The sequence below is a fragment of the Acinetobacter sp. UBA6720 genome (assembly GCF_002454215.1).
Lineage (GTDB): Bacteria > Pseudomonadota > Gammaproteobacteria > Pseudomonadales > Moraxellaceae > Acinetobacter.
On sequence record NZ_DKIK01000001.1, the window covers coordinates 15,270 to 33,944 of the forward strand.

An 18,675-nucleotide genomic window follows, 5' to 3' on the forward strand; every position below is an offset into this window, starting at 1 on the left:
AGTATTTCAAAAAATTTGGGTACGCGGAAAAGTCATTCGCAATTGTTTGAGGCAGGGCTAAAGCTAAAACGAAATGTTTCTGCGACCTGTCAATGTCGTGATGGTTGTTGCCGAGTTTTGCGAATGACAATGGTTCGACCTACTTTTCCCAAAAGAAAAGTAGGTCGAACCGAAGGTTAGTCTGGAAGTTTATGCTTTATTGGAAAGACTCCGCTTCATCATTTCAACGCTTAATTTTGACCCAGTCTTTATATTGAGATCTTTGCATATATTAAGGAAACACAGTCATTAAGCGACGGTTTCTATTTTGGAGTCACACATGGCCGTTAAACTCATTTGTGCATCGCACAGTCCCTTAATGGAATTTGCTTCACCGCAAGAACAGCGTAAAGAACAGATTGTACGTGAGACTTTTGCCCAGCTTGCGGCAGAAGTCAAAGGGTATGATCCAACCCTCATCATTACTTTTGGCCCAGACCATTTTAATGGCTTTTTCTATGATTTGATGCCAAGTTTTTGTGTGGGTATTCGTGCAACTGCGGCAGGTGATTGGGACTACGGTAAAGATAACGACAAAATCAATGTGCCTGAAGACACTGCGGTTGCTTTGGTGCGTCGTGTACTCGATGAAGGTGTGGATGTTGCCTATTCCTACCGAATGCAAGCCGATCATGGCGTGACGCAGCCTTTACATTTTCTGTGTGGTGGACAGCTAGACCGTTATCCAACCATTCCTATTTTTGTCAATGGTGCAGCAGCACCGATGCCAACCACCAAGCGAACCATTGCTTTGGGGCGTGCTGTTGGACAATTTATTCAGTCTTTAAATCTTGAAAATGAAAGGGTTTTAATTTTAGGAACAGGTGGACTTTCACATGATCCTCCGACACCACAAATGGGTGCTGTACCGCCAGAAGTGGAAGAGTTTTTGATTTGTGGACGTAATCCAAGTGAAGAATCACGGAATCATCGTCAAGCCAAAATTATTGCCGTGGGGCAGAAACTGGCAGCAGGTGATCAATCTGTTGCCGTGCCACTCAATCCAGAATGGGATCGTACATTGCTTGAAATATTGGCCAAAGCAGACTTCGCTACAATTGAAGCCATGACTGAAGCAGACATTCGCCGTGATGGTGGGCGGGGTGGTCAGGAAGTCCGTTCTTGGATGGCGGCATTTGCAGCCTTACATGAACTCGGTGAATACGAGATGACGACGCATTGTTATGAAGACATCAGCGAGTGGATTGCGGGCTTTGGTATTGTCTCGGCAGAGTTAAAAGGGGGAATCAAATGAGCAATATTGAAACCATTGTCATCGTTGGTGCGGGACAGGCGGGTGCGAGTGCGATTTTAGAACTCCGCGGTAACAAGTATGAGGGCAATATTATCCTGATTGGGGATGAAGTTCATTTGCCTTATGAACGTCCACCTTTATCCAAAGATGTGATTTTAAAGCCCGAAGAAACCAAGGTTGAGATTTTATCAGAAGAGAAATTGGCGACTTTAGGTGTCACGCATATCAGTGGTAATGGCGTGGTGAAAATCAACCCTGAGGAAAAAACTGTTGAATTGCAAAAGGGTGATGTGATTGCTTATGACAAACTGTTGCTTGCGACTGGCGGTGCAGCACGTCGCTTGCCGAATTTCGATGCTTTAGGTCAACGCATTTATACCTTACGTAATTTGGAAGACTCTCAAGCACTGGTGCCTGTGCTACAAGCTGGACAGCGAATTGTCTTGATTGGTGGAGGGGTCATTGGATTAGAGCTGGCTTCCTCTGCGCGCTTTAGAGACTGTCAAGTGACGGTGATTGAAATGGGGCCGATGGTGATGGGGCGTTCATCCCCGCAGATTTTGAGTGAGTTTTTATTGGCGCAACAACGTCTTGCGGGTGTCGATGTGCGCTTGAATAGCACCATTAATCACTGTCATTTAGATGGTGAAACCGTGGTAATCACTCTTGCAACAGGGGAACAGTTACGTGCAGATGCCGTGATTTATGGTATTGGGATTGTCCCGAATGCACAACTGGCAGTCGATGCTGGTTTAGCGGTTGATAGTGCCATTCAAGTGAATGAACACTGCCAAACTTCACATCCAGATATTTATGCTGCGGGTGATGTCGCGACCCAACTTCGTGCTGATGGTCAGTACCGTCGTGTGGAAACATGGGAAAATGCCAATTTACAGGCTGGAATTTTTGCCCGTCACGTGATGAGTGTAGAGCATCCAAAAGCAAATCCTGCATGGTTTTGGACGGATCAGCTCGATATTAACTATCAGTTTGTTGGTGATATGGCCGCAGCAGAGTGGATTGTTCGTGGCGAAATTCGACCTGAACTCCGTGCAGCCTCTTCGTTTGTTCTGTTTGGAGTGACCGATGGTGTTATCGTGGGGGGAATTACAGTGAATGCAGCCAAAGACATGCGACATTTGAAAAAAATGATTGGCAAACAAGTCATCTTTGATGCAGAAAAACATTTAGACGTGTTGCAGGATTTACGTAAAATTGCCTGAGATTTAAAGCTTTGCACTTAAATGGGTGTATTTAAACAGACCAAGGTTTGCTTAGGTCTGTTTATTATTTATGAACTACAAAAACCTGCGCTATGCGCCACTAAATTTCGATATGATAAAAACATAAATAGAATACAGCTTGGGCTAAAAGTCGATATGGCAGATTCAAATAAACTGGTGGTTTATGCCGCACTCATAGGTAATTTAGCGATTGCCTTGGTGAAGTTTATAGCAGCTTATCTGACCAATAGTTCTGCCATGTTGAGTGAAGCGATTCACTCTGTTGTAGATACCTTAAACGAAATTTTATTGTTATATGGGCTAAAAAAGTCGAATAAACCTGCCAATTTTAATCATCCTTTTGGCTATGGGCGAGAGCTGTATTTTTGGGCCTTTATTGTATCTCTTATGGTGTTTGCCTTAGGGGCATTGGTCTCTATGTATAATGGGATCATGCACATTTTACACCCTGAACCGATTTTAAATCCGATCATCAATTATGTTGTACTTGGTTTTGCATTTGTAAGTGAGGGGGCGTCATGGTGTGTTGCCCTGAAAGTGTTTCGTAAAGCGAAAGGTCAGCAAGGTTATTTTGAGGCTTTTCGACGCAGTAAAGATCCCACCACGTTTACCGTTTTGTTTGAAGACTCTGCTGCATTGATTGGACTGTTGATTGCCTTTTTGGGTATTTATTTGGCACATCGTTTAGATCTGCCTGAATTGGATGGAGTAGCGTCCATCCTGATTGGGCTGGTTCTGGCGGTGTCAGCTTTTCTTTTGGCACGAGAAACCAAAGGCTTGCTCCTAGGGGAAACCGCAGACGTGCATGTACGGCAAAACATCTTAAAAATTGCCCAAGACGATGAAGGCGTACTGTCGGCCAATGGCTTATTGACCGAACAAATGGGTGCCAAACAGGTTTTGGCCTCATTGAGCGTGGAGTTTGAAGATCACCTGACTACCGATGAGATAGAAGCCTGTGTCAATCGAATTGAAGCAAAAATTAAACAAAATCATCCTGAAATTGTGGCACTCTTTGTTAAACCACAATCAAAAAAAGTGTGGTTAGAGCGAATGCAAGGACGCTTGGAATAGGTTAAGGTAGAGGTCAGTTTTCAAAACTGGTCCTGTTACTGGTGTATTGCAATAAAGATAACGACGTTAAATGAAGCCAAAATCAACTGAACTCCATTATCAAATTCTGACTGAAAATACGATGTCCCATACGTGGCGACAACCTGAATTTCAGTTTCTACACTCCGACCATTATAACGGGACACGCTTTTTCAATTCGGTTCGTCGACCCGAAGGGCGTAGTCGTGGCGATTTACTGAAATGGTTGATGAAACGTAAGTCTTCGACATGGAATGTCGATTTAGCACAAGAATATGCGCATTTTCATGCCGATAAAAAAAGTCTACCGCAAGACCGTCCTCATGCCGATTTAAATGATTGGCAAGTTTGGTTTGTGGGGCATGCCACGGTATTGCTCCAGATTGGCCCTTATAATTTATTGACCGATCCTGTGTGGGCGGAACATGTCAGTCCGAAGCAAGGGCGAGGGCCACGCCGTGTCATGCCTGCGGGGATTGCCCTAGAAAATTTGCCGACCATCCATGCGGTGCTTTTGAGCCACAATCACTATGACCATATGGATATAGCCAGTCTGAACTGGTTGTATGAACGTTTCGCCATGCCCATTTATACGGGTTTGGGCAATGGATGGTATTTACCCAAGCATTTACAAGTGTTGGAAATGGATTGGTGGCAGTCAGCACGCTTGCATGATTTGAAATTGGTCTATACCCCAGCACAGCATGGTTCTGGACGTGGACTACGTGATCAAAACCGTGCGTTATGGGGCGGGTTTACTATTCACTGTGGCGCTGACTATGCTTATTTTGCGGGGGATACAGGTTATTCGCCGCACTTTAAAGAGCTGCATCAGCGTTTTGGCGCACCGCGAATTGCACTACTGCCTATCGGGGCGTATGAACCGCGTGAGCTCATGCGCTATATGCATATGAATCCACAAGATGCCTTTCAAGCACATAAAGACCTGCATGCTAAATGCTCGATGGCCATTCACTATCGCACCTTTCAGCTGACTGATGAAAGTCGTGAGCAACCTGAGATGGATTTGAAAGTGGCGATGAAAAATAGTTCGAAGCTGATGAATCCGTTTGTTTGCTTAAGAGAAGGTCGACGCTTAAGCGTGTAATGGGCACTTTATGTAAAGATTAGGTGATGGCTGGCAAAATACAGTCATCACCGAGACCATAACGACATCACTAAAATATCTTTCAAAAAAAATCTAAAAACCGAAAGTATGCCTTTTTTATTGTTTGATTTTTACTCAACCTGAGCTGCACTGATTGCTGGTAGGAATCGTCTAATTTTTAAACGATAAACTCAATTGAAAATGCCCATTAACTCCGCATTAAAGGCTTTTCTTGCTGTTGTTTTTTCATCGACTTCTATCTTGTTGAAAAGTTAAAAATCTTTCTTTCTTAAATATTTACATGGAATAATCCGATTGTTTTTATTCGTAAAACTCGCTTTAGATTGTCATAAAAAAGGGCTATGTTAGAAAAGTAATAAATACTTTAAACGGTTCATGATAATCATAATTTGATGATCAAATTTGGAGCTCGACATGACACAGAATATGCAAGCATCAGGTTGTCCATTTCACCAGAAAGACGGTGGACAAACGAGTTTAGCCAGCACCAATAATTCTGATTGGTGGCCCAATGCGCTCAATCTAGACATCCTGTCGCAACACGATAAAAAAACCAACCCGATGGATCCTGATTTTGACTATGCAAAAGCATTCAAATCATTAGATTTAGAAGCGGTGAAACAAGACCTACGCGAACTCATCAACAGCAGCCAAGAATGGTGGCCATCTGACTATGGTAGCTACATTGGGATGTTTGTCCGTACCGCATGGCACTTGGCGGGTTCCTACCGTAAACAAGATGGACGTGGCGGTGCCAACACGGGTAACCAACGTTTTGCCCCCCTCAACAGTTGGCCTGATAACGTCAACACCGATAAAGGCCGTCGCTTACTCTGGCCAGTCAAACGTAAATATGGCAATAAAATTTCATGGGGCGATTTAATCATTCTCGCAGGGACCGTAGCTTATGAAGAAGCAGGTCTGAAAACCTTTGGTTTCGGTGGTGGTCGTCTAGATATTTGGGCACCTGAAAAAGATATTTACTGGGGCGAAGAGCGCCAATGGCTGGCACCAACAGCAAACCGTTATGCCAATGACCAAGACCGTAAATCGCTTGAAAATCCATTGGCTGCGGTACAAATGGGTTTGATCTACGTCAATCCAGAAGGGGTTGATGGCGTTCAAGATCCCCTCCGTACTGCACAAGACATGCGTGTCACTTTTGACCGTATGGGAATGGATGATGAAGAAACCGTGGCATTGACTGCGGGTGGTCATACCGTAGGGAAAGCCCACGGGAATGGTAAAGCTGAAAACTTAGGGGCAGATGTCGAAAGCGCTGACGTGGAGTTTCAAGGTCTTGGTTGGCATAACTCCGAAGGCACAGGCAATGGTGCGAACACCATGGTCAGTGGTTTAGAAGGGGCTTGGACGACTCACCCAACCAAATGGGATAACGAATTTTTCTATCTGTTGTTCACTTATGAATGGGAAAAAACCACCAGTCCTGCGGGTGCGAAACAATGGGAGCCGATTAACATCAAAGAGGAAGACAAACCTATTGATGCGCATAACCCAAATGTACGCCGTAACCCAATGATGACTGATGCTGATATGGCATTAAAAATAGACCCTGAATACCGCAAAATCTCAGAGCGGTTCTATAAAGACCCAGCTTATTTGGCGGAAGTGTTTGCGCGTGCTTGGTATAAGCTGACGCACCGTGATATGGGACCAAAATCCCGCTACTTAGGTGCAGATGTTCCGAGTGAAGACCTTATTTGGCAAGACCCAATTCCATCGGTCGATTATGTTTTGTCTGAAGCTGAAATAGAAGAGTTAAAAGCGAAACTGCTGAATAGTGGTTTAACTTCGGTTGAATTGATCAATACTGCTTGGGACAGTGCGCGTACTTTCCGTGGTTCAGACTACCGTGGTGGCGCCAATGGGGCGCGTATCCGTCTTGCGCCACAAAAAGACTGGGTGGGTAATGAGCCAGAGCGTTTAGCCAAAGTTTTGGCGAAACTTGAAGAAATTCAGGCAGGTCTTGCGAAAAAAGTCAGTATTGCGGACTTGATTGTACTAGGTGGAACGGCAGCTGTTGAAAAAGCGGCGCATGCTGCGGGTGTGAATATCAAAGTTCCGTTCCTTGCCGGACGGGGCGATGCGACTCAAGAGCAAACTGATGTGTATTCTTTTGAAGACTTATTGCCTAAGCATGATGGTTTCCGTAACTGGGTCAAAGAAGATTACAGCGTACAACCTGAAGAAATGCTGTTAGACCGTGCACAATTACTCGGTTTGACTGCGCCTGAAATGGCGGTATTGGTTGGTGGTATGCGTGTACTTGGTACGAACTATGCAGGTACACCAGAAGGTGTGTTGACAGATCGCGTAGGGGTACTGAGTAATGATTTCTTTGTGAACTTAACCGACATGAAATACAACTGGAAACCTGTGGGTAAAAACCGTTATGAAATCGTGGAGCGTGCGACAGGGGTAACCAAATGGACGGCAACACGTGTAGACTTAGTCTTTGGTTCGAACTCGATTTTACGTTCATATGCGGAAGTTTATGCGCAAGATGATAACAAAGAGAAGTTTGTAAAAGACTTTGTTGCCGCTTGGGTGAAAGTAATGAATGCAGACCGTTTTGATGTGAAGTAGTTTGATTGAAATAAAAAACTGCCCATAAGGGCGGTTTTTTTATAGATCATAAGATGTTGATATTATTTGATTTACAAGTTTAGGTTAGTATAGCGTGTATTATGTTGATTTTAAAGTGGATTAATGCGATAGGAGTTATTCACATGTGCTTTTTCCAGCCTCTACCTGTTTAATACTAATACCGCTGTTATTTTCTAAAATACAAATTTGAGAGCTAAATTTTTTGTTAATAGTACTTAAAGTAATCGTATAAGCTACATTTTTCTCTATTTTAGTTAACGGAATGAGTACACAGATTTTTTCATTAATGGGGAATTTAGTGTCTTTATACGATTTCATATATTCACTTTGATATTCTTTAGAATAGTCAATTTTTCCTGTTTCAACTAAAAAACTGTCATTTCCATAGTCTCTAGATTCATTTGTAAAAATACATAAATTATTATCAATAATTTTTGTATTAAGATCTCGACTCTGCTGATTACAACCTATAAGCACCATTGCTACAAAACTATATATTATTTTTTTCATAATCACGATTTCGGTAATAAATTTTTATTTGAGGGGTTAAGTAAAAAATCTCTTAATATTTTCTCAACATAGCCTAATAATTGTAAACTTTTTTGATGATGATCCCGTTGGGGATTAACTTTTTGTAAATAACAAGCATCAAACCAAAACTCAATAATTCTACCTTGTTGTTCAAAGTTAAAATCTTGAAATTTTTTATTTAAATCTCGACCTCCTAAGTCCGTGTCATAGGCTTCTAACTCATTGTCCGAGTCAACAGAATTGACCTCCGAAGTATATCCTCCTTTACATAATTGGTTTATCCCAAGCCAACCTGTTGATGCTCCCATTTGATATTGCCAAACATGGGTCATTTCATGAATAAACCAATGTCTGTCTTGACCTAAAGCCTTACTATAGTCAGGTGTTTTTAAGTAATCATCTTTCGGTAAATAGATTTCCCCAGCAGGCGTCATGGCATTACCAGTTTTTGTATGTATTAAGCCACCTAAATGTATCCAGACCTTAGAGTAATCAATTGCATCTTTAAAAATCAGGCGAGACATAGCTATTTCACCAGAAGTTAACAGTCTTTTACTTCCGACTTTAATAATAGTAGCAGCTTGATTTTTCATCTCTGCATCTATTTTTTGTAATTTAGAAGTTATACTCTTTAAAACAGTATTTTTAGGATTTCCTCTGCCTGTTACTCTATTCGCCATGTTCATGATCCTCTAAAATTATTCTTATTTCTAGTTCTTCTTCTGTTTCACTAGTAATAAAATGAGTAAACCCTTCTTTATCCGTTTTACCGTGGAAAGTTTCACCATTCATGTATATTTCATAACATACATTAGCTAAAGGTTCTCCTGTTAACTCATCCTGTAGTACAAATTTTTTTCCGTATTTAAAATTAGGTTCAGCTACAAAACTATTAGTATTATTAGATACAATTTTTGGACTACTAGTCCCACTACTCATCACAGCTAAATCAGAAATTTTTAAATATTTTGATCCACAACTAGAGGTATCACCAACAGCAACAATGCTTTTTCCATCCACGACTATAAAACCTTGATTAGATGCTATTGCACGTGATTGAACCTTACATTTAGGGCAAAAATGAGTCATACCATCAAGATGTACTGCCTTACCTTCGACTAAAAAAGATGAGTCACCTAAAACAATGATTCCACCATGATCTGTTTTACAACCTACTGTGATTAATGCTTTCATTTATTTTTTATAATTTTTTAACGATATTGTTATTAAACCATAAGAATTAAACGATACAAAATTCCAAGGAATACCCTGAAATATTGATTCCATTTTAGATAATAGGGCTTATATGAACCTAATTTAAATATTATTTTATATATCAGTAATTTATAATTTAAAGGTAAGCATAGAAAATCATGGGAAAGCAATTTTTAGACAAATAGTATTTTTTGTAAGCAGTTTAGTTATGTTTTGCCAATCAAAAAGGATCTTTAAGTTAAAAAAAGCTATTTTTATTCAAACTTAAGTTTTCCTAAACTTTGAACAATATCTTTTTCAAGCGCATCCCACTCCTCAAACTCTGGTTCAACCAATAATGTCTGAGACACAAAGCCATAACACACACGTTGCACATTTAAACTCAATTGCTTGAGTTGCTCTGCATCATCAACATAAGGCTCAAGGATACTGCGCCACATTTGCACCATCATTTCATAACTCTTTCGATAGCTTTCAATGTTTGAAACCTGCCGTTCCAGCAAAAAAGTCTGCGCCCAGAGAAACTGTCGAGTCTGAATCTGTTTGAGCTGAAAGTGAATAATTTGTTGTAAATAGTCTTCAAAAGTTGATTTTGTGGATAACTCTATCAGGCTTTGTGCATAACTTTTTAGTTGCTCCGCATTGGTTTTTACGTGCTGATGAATGGTTAATGCAACCAAATCTTCCTTCTTTGAAAAGTACTCATAAAAAGTCCCTAAACCGACACCTGCCACATCGGTAATTTCCCGAATGGTAATTTCATGTGCATGACACTCATGCAAAAGCCGAACAAAACTTTCTTGCAACGCTTCTTGGGTGAGTTTAGCTCGCGACTGGCGCGGTCTACGGCGGACTTGGATCTCAGGATTCTTCATAGCACAAAGCTGAACATGGCAGACTCAATTTTTCTCTATACTGAAATGAAAAGCACAGCATAACAAGAGCAAAGTGATATGAATACGACAGGGATGACCCATCAAATCAGCAATCAGTTTGATGAACTGGAAAATTACAATCTGTTTGAAACTGATATCGTTTTACAAAAAATATTGGCCCGTTATGGCAGTCAGGATCAGGCAAGACTCACAGAGATGGGGAAAGTCATCGGCTCTGCGGAATATTATGATTATGCTGATCTGGCCAATAGGCATACGCCCATATTACATGCCTTCGATGCTCGCGGACGCCGTAAAGACTTTATCGAGTTTCACCCTGCATGGCATAAATGGATGGGACTGAACCGTCAGTTCGATACCCATGCACATCCGTTTAATCATCCGAATTCATCCTCAAAATGGGTCGAGTGGGTAGCACGTTTTTATTTGGCAGGGCAGGTCGAGTGTGGAAACTTGTGCCCAAATTCGATGACTTTGGGCAGTATTCCACTGATTCAACGTGAGCCTGAACTGTGGGCCAAAATCGGCGATAAGTTACTTTCGACCGAATACGATGAACGTGATGTGCCCATCAGCCAGAAAAAATCAATTTGGCTAGGGATGGGCATGACTGAGAAACAAGGCGGTTCGGATGTACGTGCCAATGAAACCATTGCAGTACCTGTCGCAGAGTCGGGGCGTGGACAAGCCTATTTGCTCACAGGGCATAAATGGTTTTTCTCTGCACCGATGTGTGATGCACATTTGGTGGTGGCAAAGACGGAACAAGATGGTTTGGCCTGTTTCTTTGTGCCACGTTGGCTAGAGGATGGCAGCAAGAACCCAATTCATGTGCAACGCTTAAAAGACAAAGTGGGCAACCGTAGCAACTCCAGTTCCGAAGTCGAATTTAAAGACGCGTGGGGCATTATGATTGGGGAGGCTGGACGCGGTATTCCCACCATTATTGAAATGGCGAATTACACCCGTCTGACCTGTTCCGTAGGCAGTACTGCCATGCTTAGGCAAGCCTTGGTGCAATGTATTGTTTATACCCGTCAGCGCAAAGCTTTTGGCAAACACTTAGCACAGCAGCCTTTGATGCAAGCGGTATTGGCAGATTTGGCCTTAGAAACGGAAGCGGCGATGCAACTTAGTTTCCATCTTGCACATTGCTATGAAGCGGATGACGCATTGTCCGTAGCATGGAAACGCATTATGACCCCAGCTTCGAAGTTCTGGGTATGTAAGCGTGCAGTTGAGTTGACTGGCGAGATGATGGAAGTCTTTGGGGGCAATGGCTATGTCGACAACGGCATCATGGCGCGCATTTTTAAAGAAGCCCCAGTCAATACTATTTGGGAAGGTTCGGGTAATGTCATGTGTTTGGATGTATTGCGTGCCATCAGCCGTGATGTAGAGTCGATTGAGATCTTGTTTCAAGATTTAGCATCCACCGCGATGCAAGATGACCAGTTGAAGCAAGAGCTACAAAGTCTATTTAAATTATTCCAGCAGGCACCTGAAGAGCTGCAATTTATGGGGCGCAGTTTGGTCAGTAGGCTGGTGATTTTGACTCAAGCAGTCCTGCTAAAACGGCATGCACCAGACTATGTGGCTGATGGTTTTATTCAAAGCCGTTATAGTCCATTTCATGGTCGGGTTGTCGGGATGCTTGAGATGAAACAACCCGACGTAGAACGACTGCTACATAGAGCATTTGCGGTTTAAGGCACATTATTGTACTGAAAGTTTTTGCGCCTCATGTTGTTCGAGTTTGACGTTGGGGCTGTCCTCAGCCTGAATAATATCAATCGGAATAAAACGGACTTGGACGATACTGGGTTTATTGTTTGAGTCTGACGAAAGTTTCTGATTGAGTGTTGCAATTTGTGCAGGGCTAGGCGGGATATCGCCACGGATAGAGACACGGACTAAAGTGAAATCATCTCTTTTATCGAATTGGATCGTATCAATAATATTATTATCATGATTCAGCGCAGTACTGATGGTTGTTTCAGTACTGCTTTCATATAGTCGAGCATTGAGCAGAGTATAAAAATTAAAGGAGAGATAAATCCCTAAGAGCGCCAAGAACATTAAGCTAATAGCATTACGTTTGAGAAACTCTTTGACATTACTCTGCACTTCTTCGCTGGAACCACGTCTAAAGCCTGCAATCCAAAGGACTAAAGATGAGCTAATCTGAATGGCAAAGATATTGGTCACCGCTAGTAAAAAAGCATTGGCTGAATTTTTCCATTCCATATGTGCAAATAAAATCCCACTGGCCACCAAGGGCGGAACCAAAGCAGTGGCAACGGCGACACCAACGACTGCTACAGACAACCGAGGTGAAACCGAAGCAAAAGCTCCTGCTGCACCACCTGCTAAAGCAATCATCAAATCTAAAATGGTTGGCTGCGTGCGCGATAGAATCTCATTGGTCATAGGCAGGTCATAGTTTACTAAACCAATCACGATTCCAATGCTATAAATCATGGCAATGCCAAGGAGTAAAGTGGACAGCGCGGTTTTAAACAGTAAAAGGCGGTTGTCAATTAAAGCCAAAGCGATACCTGAAATCGGCCCTAACATCATCGCCACCAGCATCGCGCCAATCACTACCGCAGCCGAGTTTGAAAGCAGGCCATAACCTGCAATGATGGCCGCCAAGGCATTCATAATAAAAAAGGTTTTACTGGGAAGAGCATCCGCTTGAATATTCAGTCGAACTTTTTGATGGTCAATTTTTTTTGAATTTTCGCGTAAAGCTTGTTTATAACGAATCTTCTCTTTTAAGAATTCGTACTTTTCTTGGTCAGGGGTGTCGTTGACCACAATAGTTGCATCTTTGTCTTTTTCTAATGGCATGATGATGCTCTTATTTTATATCGAGTTAAGTATTAATTTAGCGCTTTTAAAGAAGGAAACAAATATAAACAATAGTGAAAAATAAGATAAGTTGCGTATAAATTTTCAGCATTCGTAAATAGAACTTTTTCTCTTCATACGCGTAGTATGGCTTGGCTCATTTACCTTTAGGTTGGATTGGTCTTTTGTCGTTCAGCTCATCCATCGAACTAGGGTAAGTATTGCGTTGTATGACGTTTCTCACTGAATGGTGGGGTGGATACCACTGTATAGTGTTCTTTTTAGAATAAAACACTCCGATTCGAAATAATATTTTTCATGACCATAGTGGAAATCAGGCGTTGCACATTGGGGAGTGCTGACAGTTGTTCATCATAGAGTTTTTGATAACTTTCCAAGTCATAGGTGACAACATGCAGTAAGTAGTCGGGGTCACCAAAAAGCCGTTGCGCTTTTACAATTTGAGGAATCTGCAAAATAGCCTCTTCAAGGCTGAGCACTGAATTTTTATCGCCATTTTTGAGTGTGACAAAAACAATGGTCGAAAAATTTAAACCCAACTGAGAAAAATCGAGCTGTGCACGATAGCCTTTGATAATACCCGCATCTTCTAAGGCTTTGACTCGTCGATGACAGGGTGAAAGACTCAATCCAACTTTATTTGCTAACTCAGTAACCGATAAACGTCCATCTGCTTGTAGTTCAGCAAGAATCTTCTTATCAATTTTATCCATGTGGAAGAATCTCCCTTTTTTAGCCGTTATTGCACAAAGATTTGAAAGCACATTTTAGAGCCTAAAGGATATCCTTTCAAAATTATTTGAGGCTGTTTGAATGATCAACTCCCCAAATTTTAACAACGATAACCGATAAAAGGGGAAAGGGATGTCACTCAGCATTTTGATTGCGTTTTGGAGCGTTTCTATACTTTTCGTGATCACACCAGGTATAGATTGGGCTTATGTGATTTCTTCAGGAATCCAAGGTAAAAGAGTCTTACCTGCGGTGACGGGGCTATTAACTGGACACTTGATGGCGGCTTTGACTGTTGCGGCTGGTGTTGGAACTTTGGTTGCGAGTCAGCCAATGTTACTTCAAGTGCTTACAGCTATTGGGGCACTGTATCTGCTTTGGATGGGTTTGAACTTGTCGATGCGTCCTGCAAGTATTAGTCGTGATCAGGTGGCATTGACTTCCTCTAAATCTTGGTACATTCGTGGGGTGTATTTGAGTGGTTTAAATCCGAAAGTCCTGCTTTTATTTCTAGCGTTGTTGCCACCTTTTATTGATCCAAAATCTGCCGTATCGGCAACTTCTCAGATTATTTTATTGGCAGGAATCCATCTGGTTAGTTGTGCAGCGGTTTACTTTTTGGTCGGGTTTAGTGCGCAAAGAGTTTTAGCAACACGTCCTCATGCAGCTATGATCGTGAGTCGAGTCTCTGGTGCATTGATGATTTTGATTGCAATCATTTTATTGTTAGATCAATTTTATTTTTAAGTGTATGTTTCAGCAGATACAAGTTACGGCGCTTAAATAGTTGTATGAGCTATCTCTTTAAAAATAGGCTACGCTAAGAGACAGAAATGACATGAAAGTCGCTTGTAAAGTATACAAAAAAGCGTAAAATTCCAGCCATATCCTATGCGATATCATCCGTTCAGTTAGGTGGGAAAATGGCAAAGAAGAAAGCTGCGCCAAAAGTTGTGATTCACAACTTCGTGGCAAAACACATGCATGAAGTCAACCAAAGCCAAGTCTTTGTAGACCGAAAGAAAAATGCAAAACGAGGCTATGACAAGCACAAAAAAGGGAGATATTCAGATGATTATCTCCCTTTTTTAATGCCTCTTTTTTGTGTTTAAAGGCTTCTAAGCCGTCACAATACGTGTCGCTGATTTGACCATATCGCCTAAACCGTGTGTTTTAAAATAATATTCCATTTGGCTTTTTACAATGAGTGGATTACTCATTTTCAATGCGTGTTCTAAGAGTTCAATCGCGTCAGGCATCGGCACATGACAAATAGCTTTGCGTACACGCAGAATGTTACTTGAGCTCATCGACAGCGTATTAAAGCCCATTGCCATCAGTAAGATCGCAGATAAAGGGTCTCCTGCCATTTCTCCACAAATGCTGACTGGTTTGTTGTACTTATGACACTCTTTGACTAAGCGAGTCAGTGCACGCAAAATTGAAGGATGGAAATGTGAATAAACGTTAGCAACCCGTGGATTGTTTCGATCGACTGCCAGTAAATATTGGGTTAAATCGTTTGAGCCGACCGAGAAAAAGTCAACCAATTCGGCAAACTCATCTATTTGCAACAGCACGCTTGGAACTTCAACCATAATACCAATTTTCGGTTTGGTGATTTTTACTTGTTCCTCTTCTTGCACTGCGACCCAGTCACGCTCAAGAAGGTACAGCGCTTCTTCTACTTCACTGACACTGGTGACCATCGGCAGTAAAATATGCAGGTTATTTAAACCAATACTGGCTTTAAGCATGGCACGAATTTGTGAAGAGAAAATTTCAGGGTGGTCGAGCGTAAAGCGAATGCCGCGCCAGCCCAGTGCGGAGTTTTCTTCCTCAATGGAGAAATAAGGTAAGTCTTTATCGGCGCCAATATCGAGTGTACGCATCACCACGGGTTTGTTGGCGAAGTGGCTCAACTGCTGACGATAAATCGCACGTTGTTCTTCTTCGCCAGGGAAGCGGTCACGGAGCATAAATGGAATTTCGGAGCGATATAGACCAACACCTTTGGCTCCGCGTTGTACACCGCGCACCACATCAATCATTAGACCAGTATTGACAAACAGTTTGACTGCGACACCATCAGGGGTGATGGCATCTTTGGTTTCATACTGTTTTAAGTCTTTGGCAATTTGCTCTTCTTCTTTTTGAATCTCTTTATAACGGGTACGTAGACGGCGAGGTGGATTAATAAAGACCCGACCTTGATGCGCATCGACAATCATTTCAACGTCATCGAGTGTATTAATCGGTAGTTCAGTCACCCCCACAACGGTTGGAATGCCGAGAGCACGTGCCACAATCACCATATGCGAGTTCATGGCACCTTCTGTGGTGACAATCGCAGCAATTTTATCGACAGGAAGTTCAACCAAAGCTGCGGTTGAAATTTCCTCTCCAATCAGAATACTTTCATCGGTAAGTTCACGGTGACTTGAATCCGCTTCTTGCAAATAGGCCAAAATACGTCGACCTAAATCTTTTAAATCTGCCGCACGTTCACGTAAGTAGTCATCTTCCATTTGTTCAAACAGATCAATATGGTTATCAATGACGATACGTACTGCACCTTGTGCCCAGTTACCTTCGCGAATTTGCTCTTTAATTTCAGCAGGTAGCGCATTTTCATCCAACATGCGTAAGAACACGCTAAACAGGGCACGTTCTTCAGCCATAAGGGCGTCTTGCATCTTGTCATCAAGCGATTTGATTTCATCACGCACTGAGGTCAGGGCACGATCCAGTAGGGCTAATTCTTCACTGATATCATCGGCTTCACGGTCAGGAACAGCCGCCAAATCTGCAGGTGGGTAAAGAATGACAGCACGGCCTAATGCAATTCCACCTGAACCAGGGACGCCTTGGAAAGTTTTGTAAGCGGGTAAATTGCTGGGCTTACGAAAAACGTCGATATTGCCCACGGCATGTGCGTGCGCAATGACCCCTGAAAGTTGTGCACAGAGGGTGACAAGGAAGGATTCAGCCGCTTCACTAAAGTCTTGAGGCTCTTTATTTTGCACTACAAGCACGCCCATGACTTTACGGCGGTACATGACGGGTACGCCAAGGAACGAGTTATAAATTTCCTCACCTGTTTCAGGTAAGTACATAAAACGTTCATGTTTCGGGGCATTGTCAAGGTTGACAATTTCTTCGCGTTGTCCGACTAGGCCGACCAAGCCTTCACTGGTATGTAGTGAAACATGGCCGACTGAATCGGGGTTCAAACCTTTCGATGCCATCAACAAATAACGTTGATTACGCTCGTCCAATAAATAAATGGAGCAAACGTCAACGTGCATGGCTTCGGCCACATGGTTGACCATAATGTCGAGTGATTCATGCAAACTGGTGGACGCATTGATTTCTTGCACAATACGTCTAAGGGTATCCAGTTGCATATTCGACATCGCATCTACTCCAAAAAAAAAAGTGCGTCCAACTTATTTATAACAAGAGAACCTTAAAAAATCTGTAGGACGTCTAGATTTTTTAAGGCTTTTTTTGAGGGAGCTGATTGCACAACTCCACCATCGCTTTGCGGTATACATCGCGTTTAAAATTCACCACTTGCCCCAGTGGGTACCAATAGCTGACCCACTGCCATTGGTCAAACTCGGGCGGATCAGACAAATTCAAACGAATATTCTGAGCGGGGGCAGTGAGTTTGAGTAAAAACCACTTTTGTTTTTGTCCAATACATACGGGATCGGAATCTGTACGAATGTATCGGTGCGGCAAACGATAACGCAGCCAACCTTTAGTTTGCGCTACTATTTGGACGTGTTCGGGCAGTAAGCCAACTTCTTCTCTCAGCTCACGATAAAGTGCCTGTTCAGGGGTTTCTCCATATTGGATACCTCCTTGTGGAAATTGCCAAGCATTGTGTCCAATGCGTTTTGCCCATAAAACTTGTCCAAACTCGTTTGCCAAAATGATCCCGACATTGGGTCGGAAACCTTCCGAATCGATCATTTGGCTACCTAAATATTGTGTAATTTATGACTTTGCGATCGGGGATTTTTATTTCTGTATCCAACTCGAAAAAAGCAAAGTTTAAAAATGTTAAAATTGCTATGATCTTAACGAATTTCTATCGACTAGCGGAGATAGATTTACAAATTTTTTCTTAAATTTCAGTTTTTACGAGTATTTTCATGAAATTGGCACTATTTGATCTCGATCACACCTTGTTAAACACCGATTCGGATCATTCTTGGGGAGAGTTTTTGGTGAATGAGGGCTTGGTTGATCCAGTTCGCCATCGTGCCATGAACGATAAATTTTATGAAGATTACAAAGCAGGGCAACTCGACCCGATTGCTTATAATGAATTTGTGTTTGAATTTTTAACTCAACATGACAATACCTACCTCACTGAACTGCATGAGTTATTCATGCAAAAAGTGATTCGCCCGCAAATGCGTCCTGATGGTTTTCAAGCCATTCAACGTCACAAAGAGGCAGGGCATGCTTTGGTTGGGATCACGGCCACTTCAGACTTTATTACCGCCCCAATTTTTCGCGAGTTTGGGATTAGCGAAATCATTGCAACCAATGCTGAAGTGGTTGATGGCAAATACACGGGCAAAGTGATAAATACGCCGTGCTACCAAAAAGGTAAATTGACGCGTTTAGATCAGTGGCTGGCAGGGCGTGATGTCAGCGAGTCTTGGGCGTATTCGGACTCTATTAATGATCGTTTTTTACTGGAATACGCCGACCATGCGATAGCTATTAATCCTGATGATCGTTTGGAAGCATTGGCTAAAGATCAGGCATGGGAAATCCAAGACTGGTCCATTTAATTATTTATCTTTCGATATTGAAAAGGCTACTTTCGGGTCACTGCTGTCCCACAAATATCACAAGAAGAACCTCAATTGAGGTTCTTCTTGTTTTCGCCATTTTTTATCAGGCACAAAGAGTGACCTTAAAAGTTTCCTTTCAAATAAATTGACCTGAATAATTCTCAGTAAACGCTGAACACTCCATCCTTCTTGTGCCATGTGTTTAGCGAAGTTCACCAGCAAA

17 protein-coding genes and 1 pseudogene are annotated in these 18,675 nt (G+C 42.2%); 9 read left to right on the forward strand and 9 right to left on the reverse strand.

What is annotated here, in order from left to right; genetic code table 11:
- Window positions 1-319 precede the first annotated feature (319 nt).
- From B4F08_RS00080 to katG, 5 genes are all read left to right on the forward strand, one after another.
- Complete coding sequence (locus tag B4F08_RS00080; protein ID WP_291372274.1) at window positions 320-1,294, forward strand: 3-carboxyethylcatechol 2,3-dioxygenase; 975 nt, start codon at window positions 320-322, stop codon at window positions 1,292-1,294.
- Entirely contained in the window at window positions 1,291-2,517 is a 1,227-nt protein-coding gene (gene hcaD / locus B4F08_RS00085; RefSeq protein ID WP_291372276.1) for a 3-phenylpropionate/cinnamic acid dioxygenase ferredoxin--NAD(+) reductase subunit, read from the forward strand. Before B4F08_RS00080 ends, hcaD begins: the two co-directional genes overlap by 4 nt.
- A 156-nt stretch (window positions 2,518-2,673) precedes the next feature.
- Window positions 2,674-3,612 (forward strand): cation diffusion facilitator family transporter, encoded by a 939-nt coding sequence (locus B4F08_RS00090; RefSeq protein WP_110975902.1) that lies wholly within the window; start codon window positions 2,674-2,676, stop codon window positions 3,610-3,612.
- A gap of 70 nt (window positions 3,613-3,682) precedes the next feature.
- Window positions 3,683-4,738: an MBL fold metallo-hydrolase gene (locus tag B4F08_RS00095; protein ID WP_151707434.1), complete on the forward strand. Its 1,056-nt coding sequence runs from the start codon at window positions 3,683-3,685 to the stop codon at window positions 4,736-4,738.
- Window positions 4,739-5,173: 435 nt separating this feature from the next.
- The gene (gene katG / locus B4F08_RS00100; protein ID WP_291372281.1) at window positions 5,174-7,366 is read left to right on the forward strand and encodes a catalase/peroxidase HPI; all 2,193 of its coding nucleotides are present in this window, start codon (window positions 5,174-5,176) and stop codon (window positions 7,364-7,366) included.
- Between the two features lie 135 nt (window positions 7,367-7,501).
- Here katG and B4F08_RS00105 read toward each other — a convergent pair whose 3' ends face one another.
- The 4 genes from B4F08_RS00105 to B4F08_RS00120 form a co-directional block, all read right to left on the reverse strand.
- Window positions 7,502-7,903: an NF045616 family extracytoplasmic (lipo)protein gene (locus B4F08_RS00105; protein WP_349680345.1), complete on the reverse strand. Its 402-nt coding sequence runs from the start codon at window positions 7,901-7,903 to the stop codon at window positions 7,502-7,504.
- Entirely contained in the window at window positions 7,900-8,598 is a 699-nt protein-coding gene (locus tag B4F08_RS00110; RefSeq protein WP_279681157.1) for a zinc protease, read from the reverse strand. Before B4F08_RS00110 ends, B4F08_RS00105 begins: the two co-directional genes overlap by 4 nt.
- Entirely contained in the window at window positions 8,588-9,112 is a 525-nt protein-coding gene (locus B4F08_RS00115) for a PAAR domain-containing protein (RefSeq protein WP_291372287.1), read from the reverse strand. Before B4F08_RS00115 ends, B4F08_RS00110 begins: the two co-directional genes overlap by 11 nt.
- A gap of 275 nt (window positions 9,113-9,387) precedes the next feature.
- Window positions 9,388-10,008: a TetR/AcrR family transcriptional regulator gene (locus B4F08_RS00120; protein WP_291372289.1), complete on the reverse strand. Its 621-nt coding sequence runs from the start codon at window positions 10,006-10,008 to the stop codon at window positions 9,388-9,390.
- A gap of 78 nt (window positions 10,009-10,086) precedes the next feature.
- Here B4F08_RS00120 and B4F08_RS00125 point away from each other — a divergent pair, with 78 nt between their 5' ends.
- Window positions 10,087-11,739 (forward strand): acyl-CoA dehydrogenase family protein, encoded by a 1,653-nt coding sequence (locus B4F08_RS00125; RefSeq protein ID WP_291372291.1) that lies wholly within the window; start codon window positions 10,087-10,089, stop codon window positions 11,737-11,739.
- A gap of 6 nt (window positions 11,740-11,745) precedes the next feature.
- On the opposite strand, the gene B4F08_RS00130 is transcribed toward B4F08_RS00125, so the two are convergent.
- Window positions 11,746-12,882: a DUF389 domain-containing protein gene (locus B4F08_RS00130; protein ID WP_110975018.1), complete on the reverse strand. Its 1,137-nt coding sequence runs from the start codon at window positions 12,880-12,882 to the stop codon at window positions 11,746-11,748.
- Between the two features lie 281 nt (window positions 12,883-13,163).
- Entirely contained in the window at window positions 13,164-13,616 is a 453-nt protein-coding gene (locus B4F08_RS00135; protein ID WP_086210007.1) for an Lrp/AsnC family transcriptional regulator, read from the reverse strand.
- Window positions 13,617-13,767: 151 nt separating this feature from the next.
- Between B4F08_RS00135 and B4F08_RS00140 the strand changes: the two genes are divergently transcribed.
- Together B4F08_RS00140 and B4F08_RS00145 are read left to right on the forward strand one after the other, a co-directional pair.
- Window positions 13,768-14,382: a LysE family translocator gene (locus B4F08_RS00140; protein ID WP_086210006.1), complete on the forward strand. Its 615-nt coding sequence runs from the start codon at window positions 13,768-13,770 to the stop codon at window positions 14,380-14,382.
- 176 nt (window positions 14,383-14,558) lie between these two features.
- The gene (locus tag B4F08_RS00145; protein WP_291372297.1) at window positions 14,559-14,747 is read left to right on the forward strand and encodes a DUF7230 family protein; all 189 of its coding nucleotides are present in this window, start codon (window positions 14,559-14,561) and stop codon (window positions 14,745-14,747) included.
- Between the two features lie 6 nt (window positions 14,748-14,753).
- Here B4F08_RS00145 and ptsP read toward each other — a convergent pair whose 3' ends face one another.
- Both ptsP and B4F08_RS00155 read right to left on the reverse strand, forming a co-directional pair.
- A complete protein-coding gene (ptsP, locus tag B4F08_RS00150) occupies window positions 14,754-17,051 on the reverse strand; it encodes a phosphoenolpyruvate--protein phosphotransferase (RefSeq protein WP_086210004.1) in 2,298 nt (765 codons plus the stop codon).
- An 82-nt stretch (window positions 17,052-17,133) separates the two neighbouring features.
- Window positions 17,134-17,616 (reverse strand): RNA pyrophosphohydrolase, encoded by a 483-nt coding sequence (locus B4F08_RS00155; protein ID WP_004692547.1) that lies wholly within the window; start codon window positions 17,614-17,616, stop codon window positions 17,134-17,136.
- A 182-nt stretch (window positions 17,617-17,798) separates the two neighbouring features.
- Between B4F08_RS00155 and B4F08_RS00160 the strand changes: the two genes are divergently transcribed.
- A complete protein-coding gene (locus tag B4F08_RS00160; RefSeq protein ID WP_291372304.1) occupies window positions 17,799-18,449 on the forward strand; it encodes an HAD family hydrolase in 651 nt (216 codons plus the stop codon).
- A gap of 57 nt (window positions 18,450-18,506) precedes the next feature.
- On the opposite strand, the pseudogene B4F08_RS00165 reads toward B4F08_RS00160, so the two are convergent.
- Window positions 18,507-18,675 (reverse strand): annotated as a pseudogene (locus tag B4F08_RS00165) (IS4 family transposase); the annotation flags it as partial.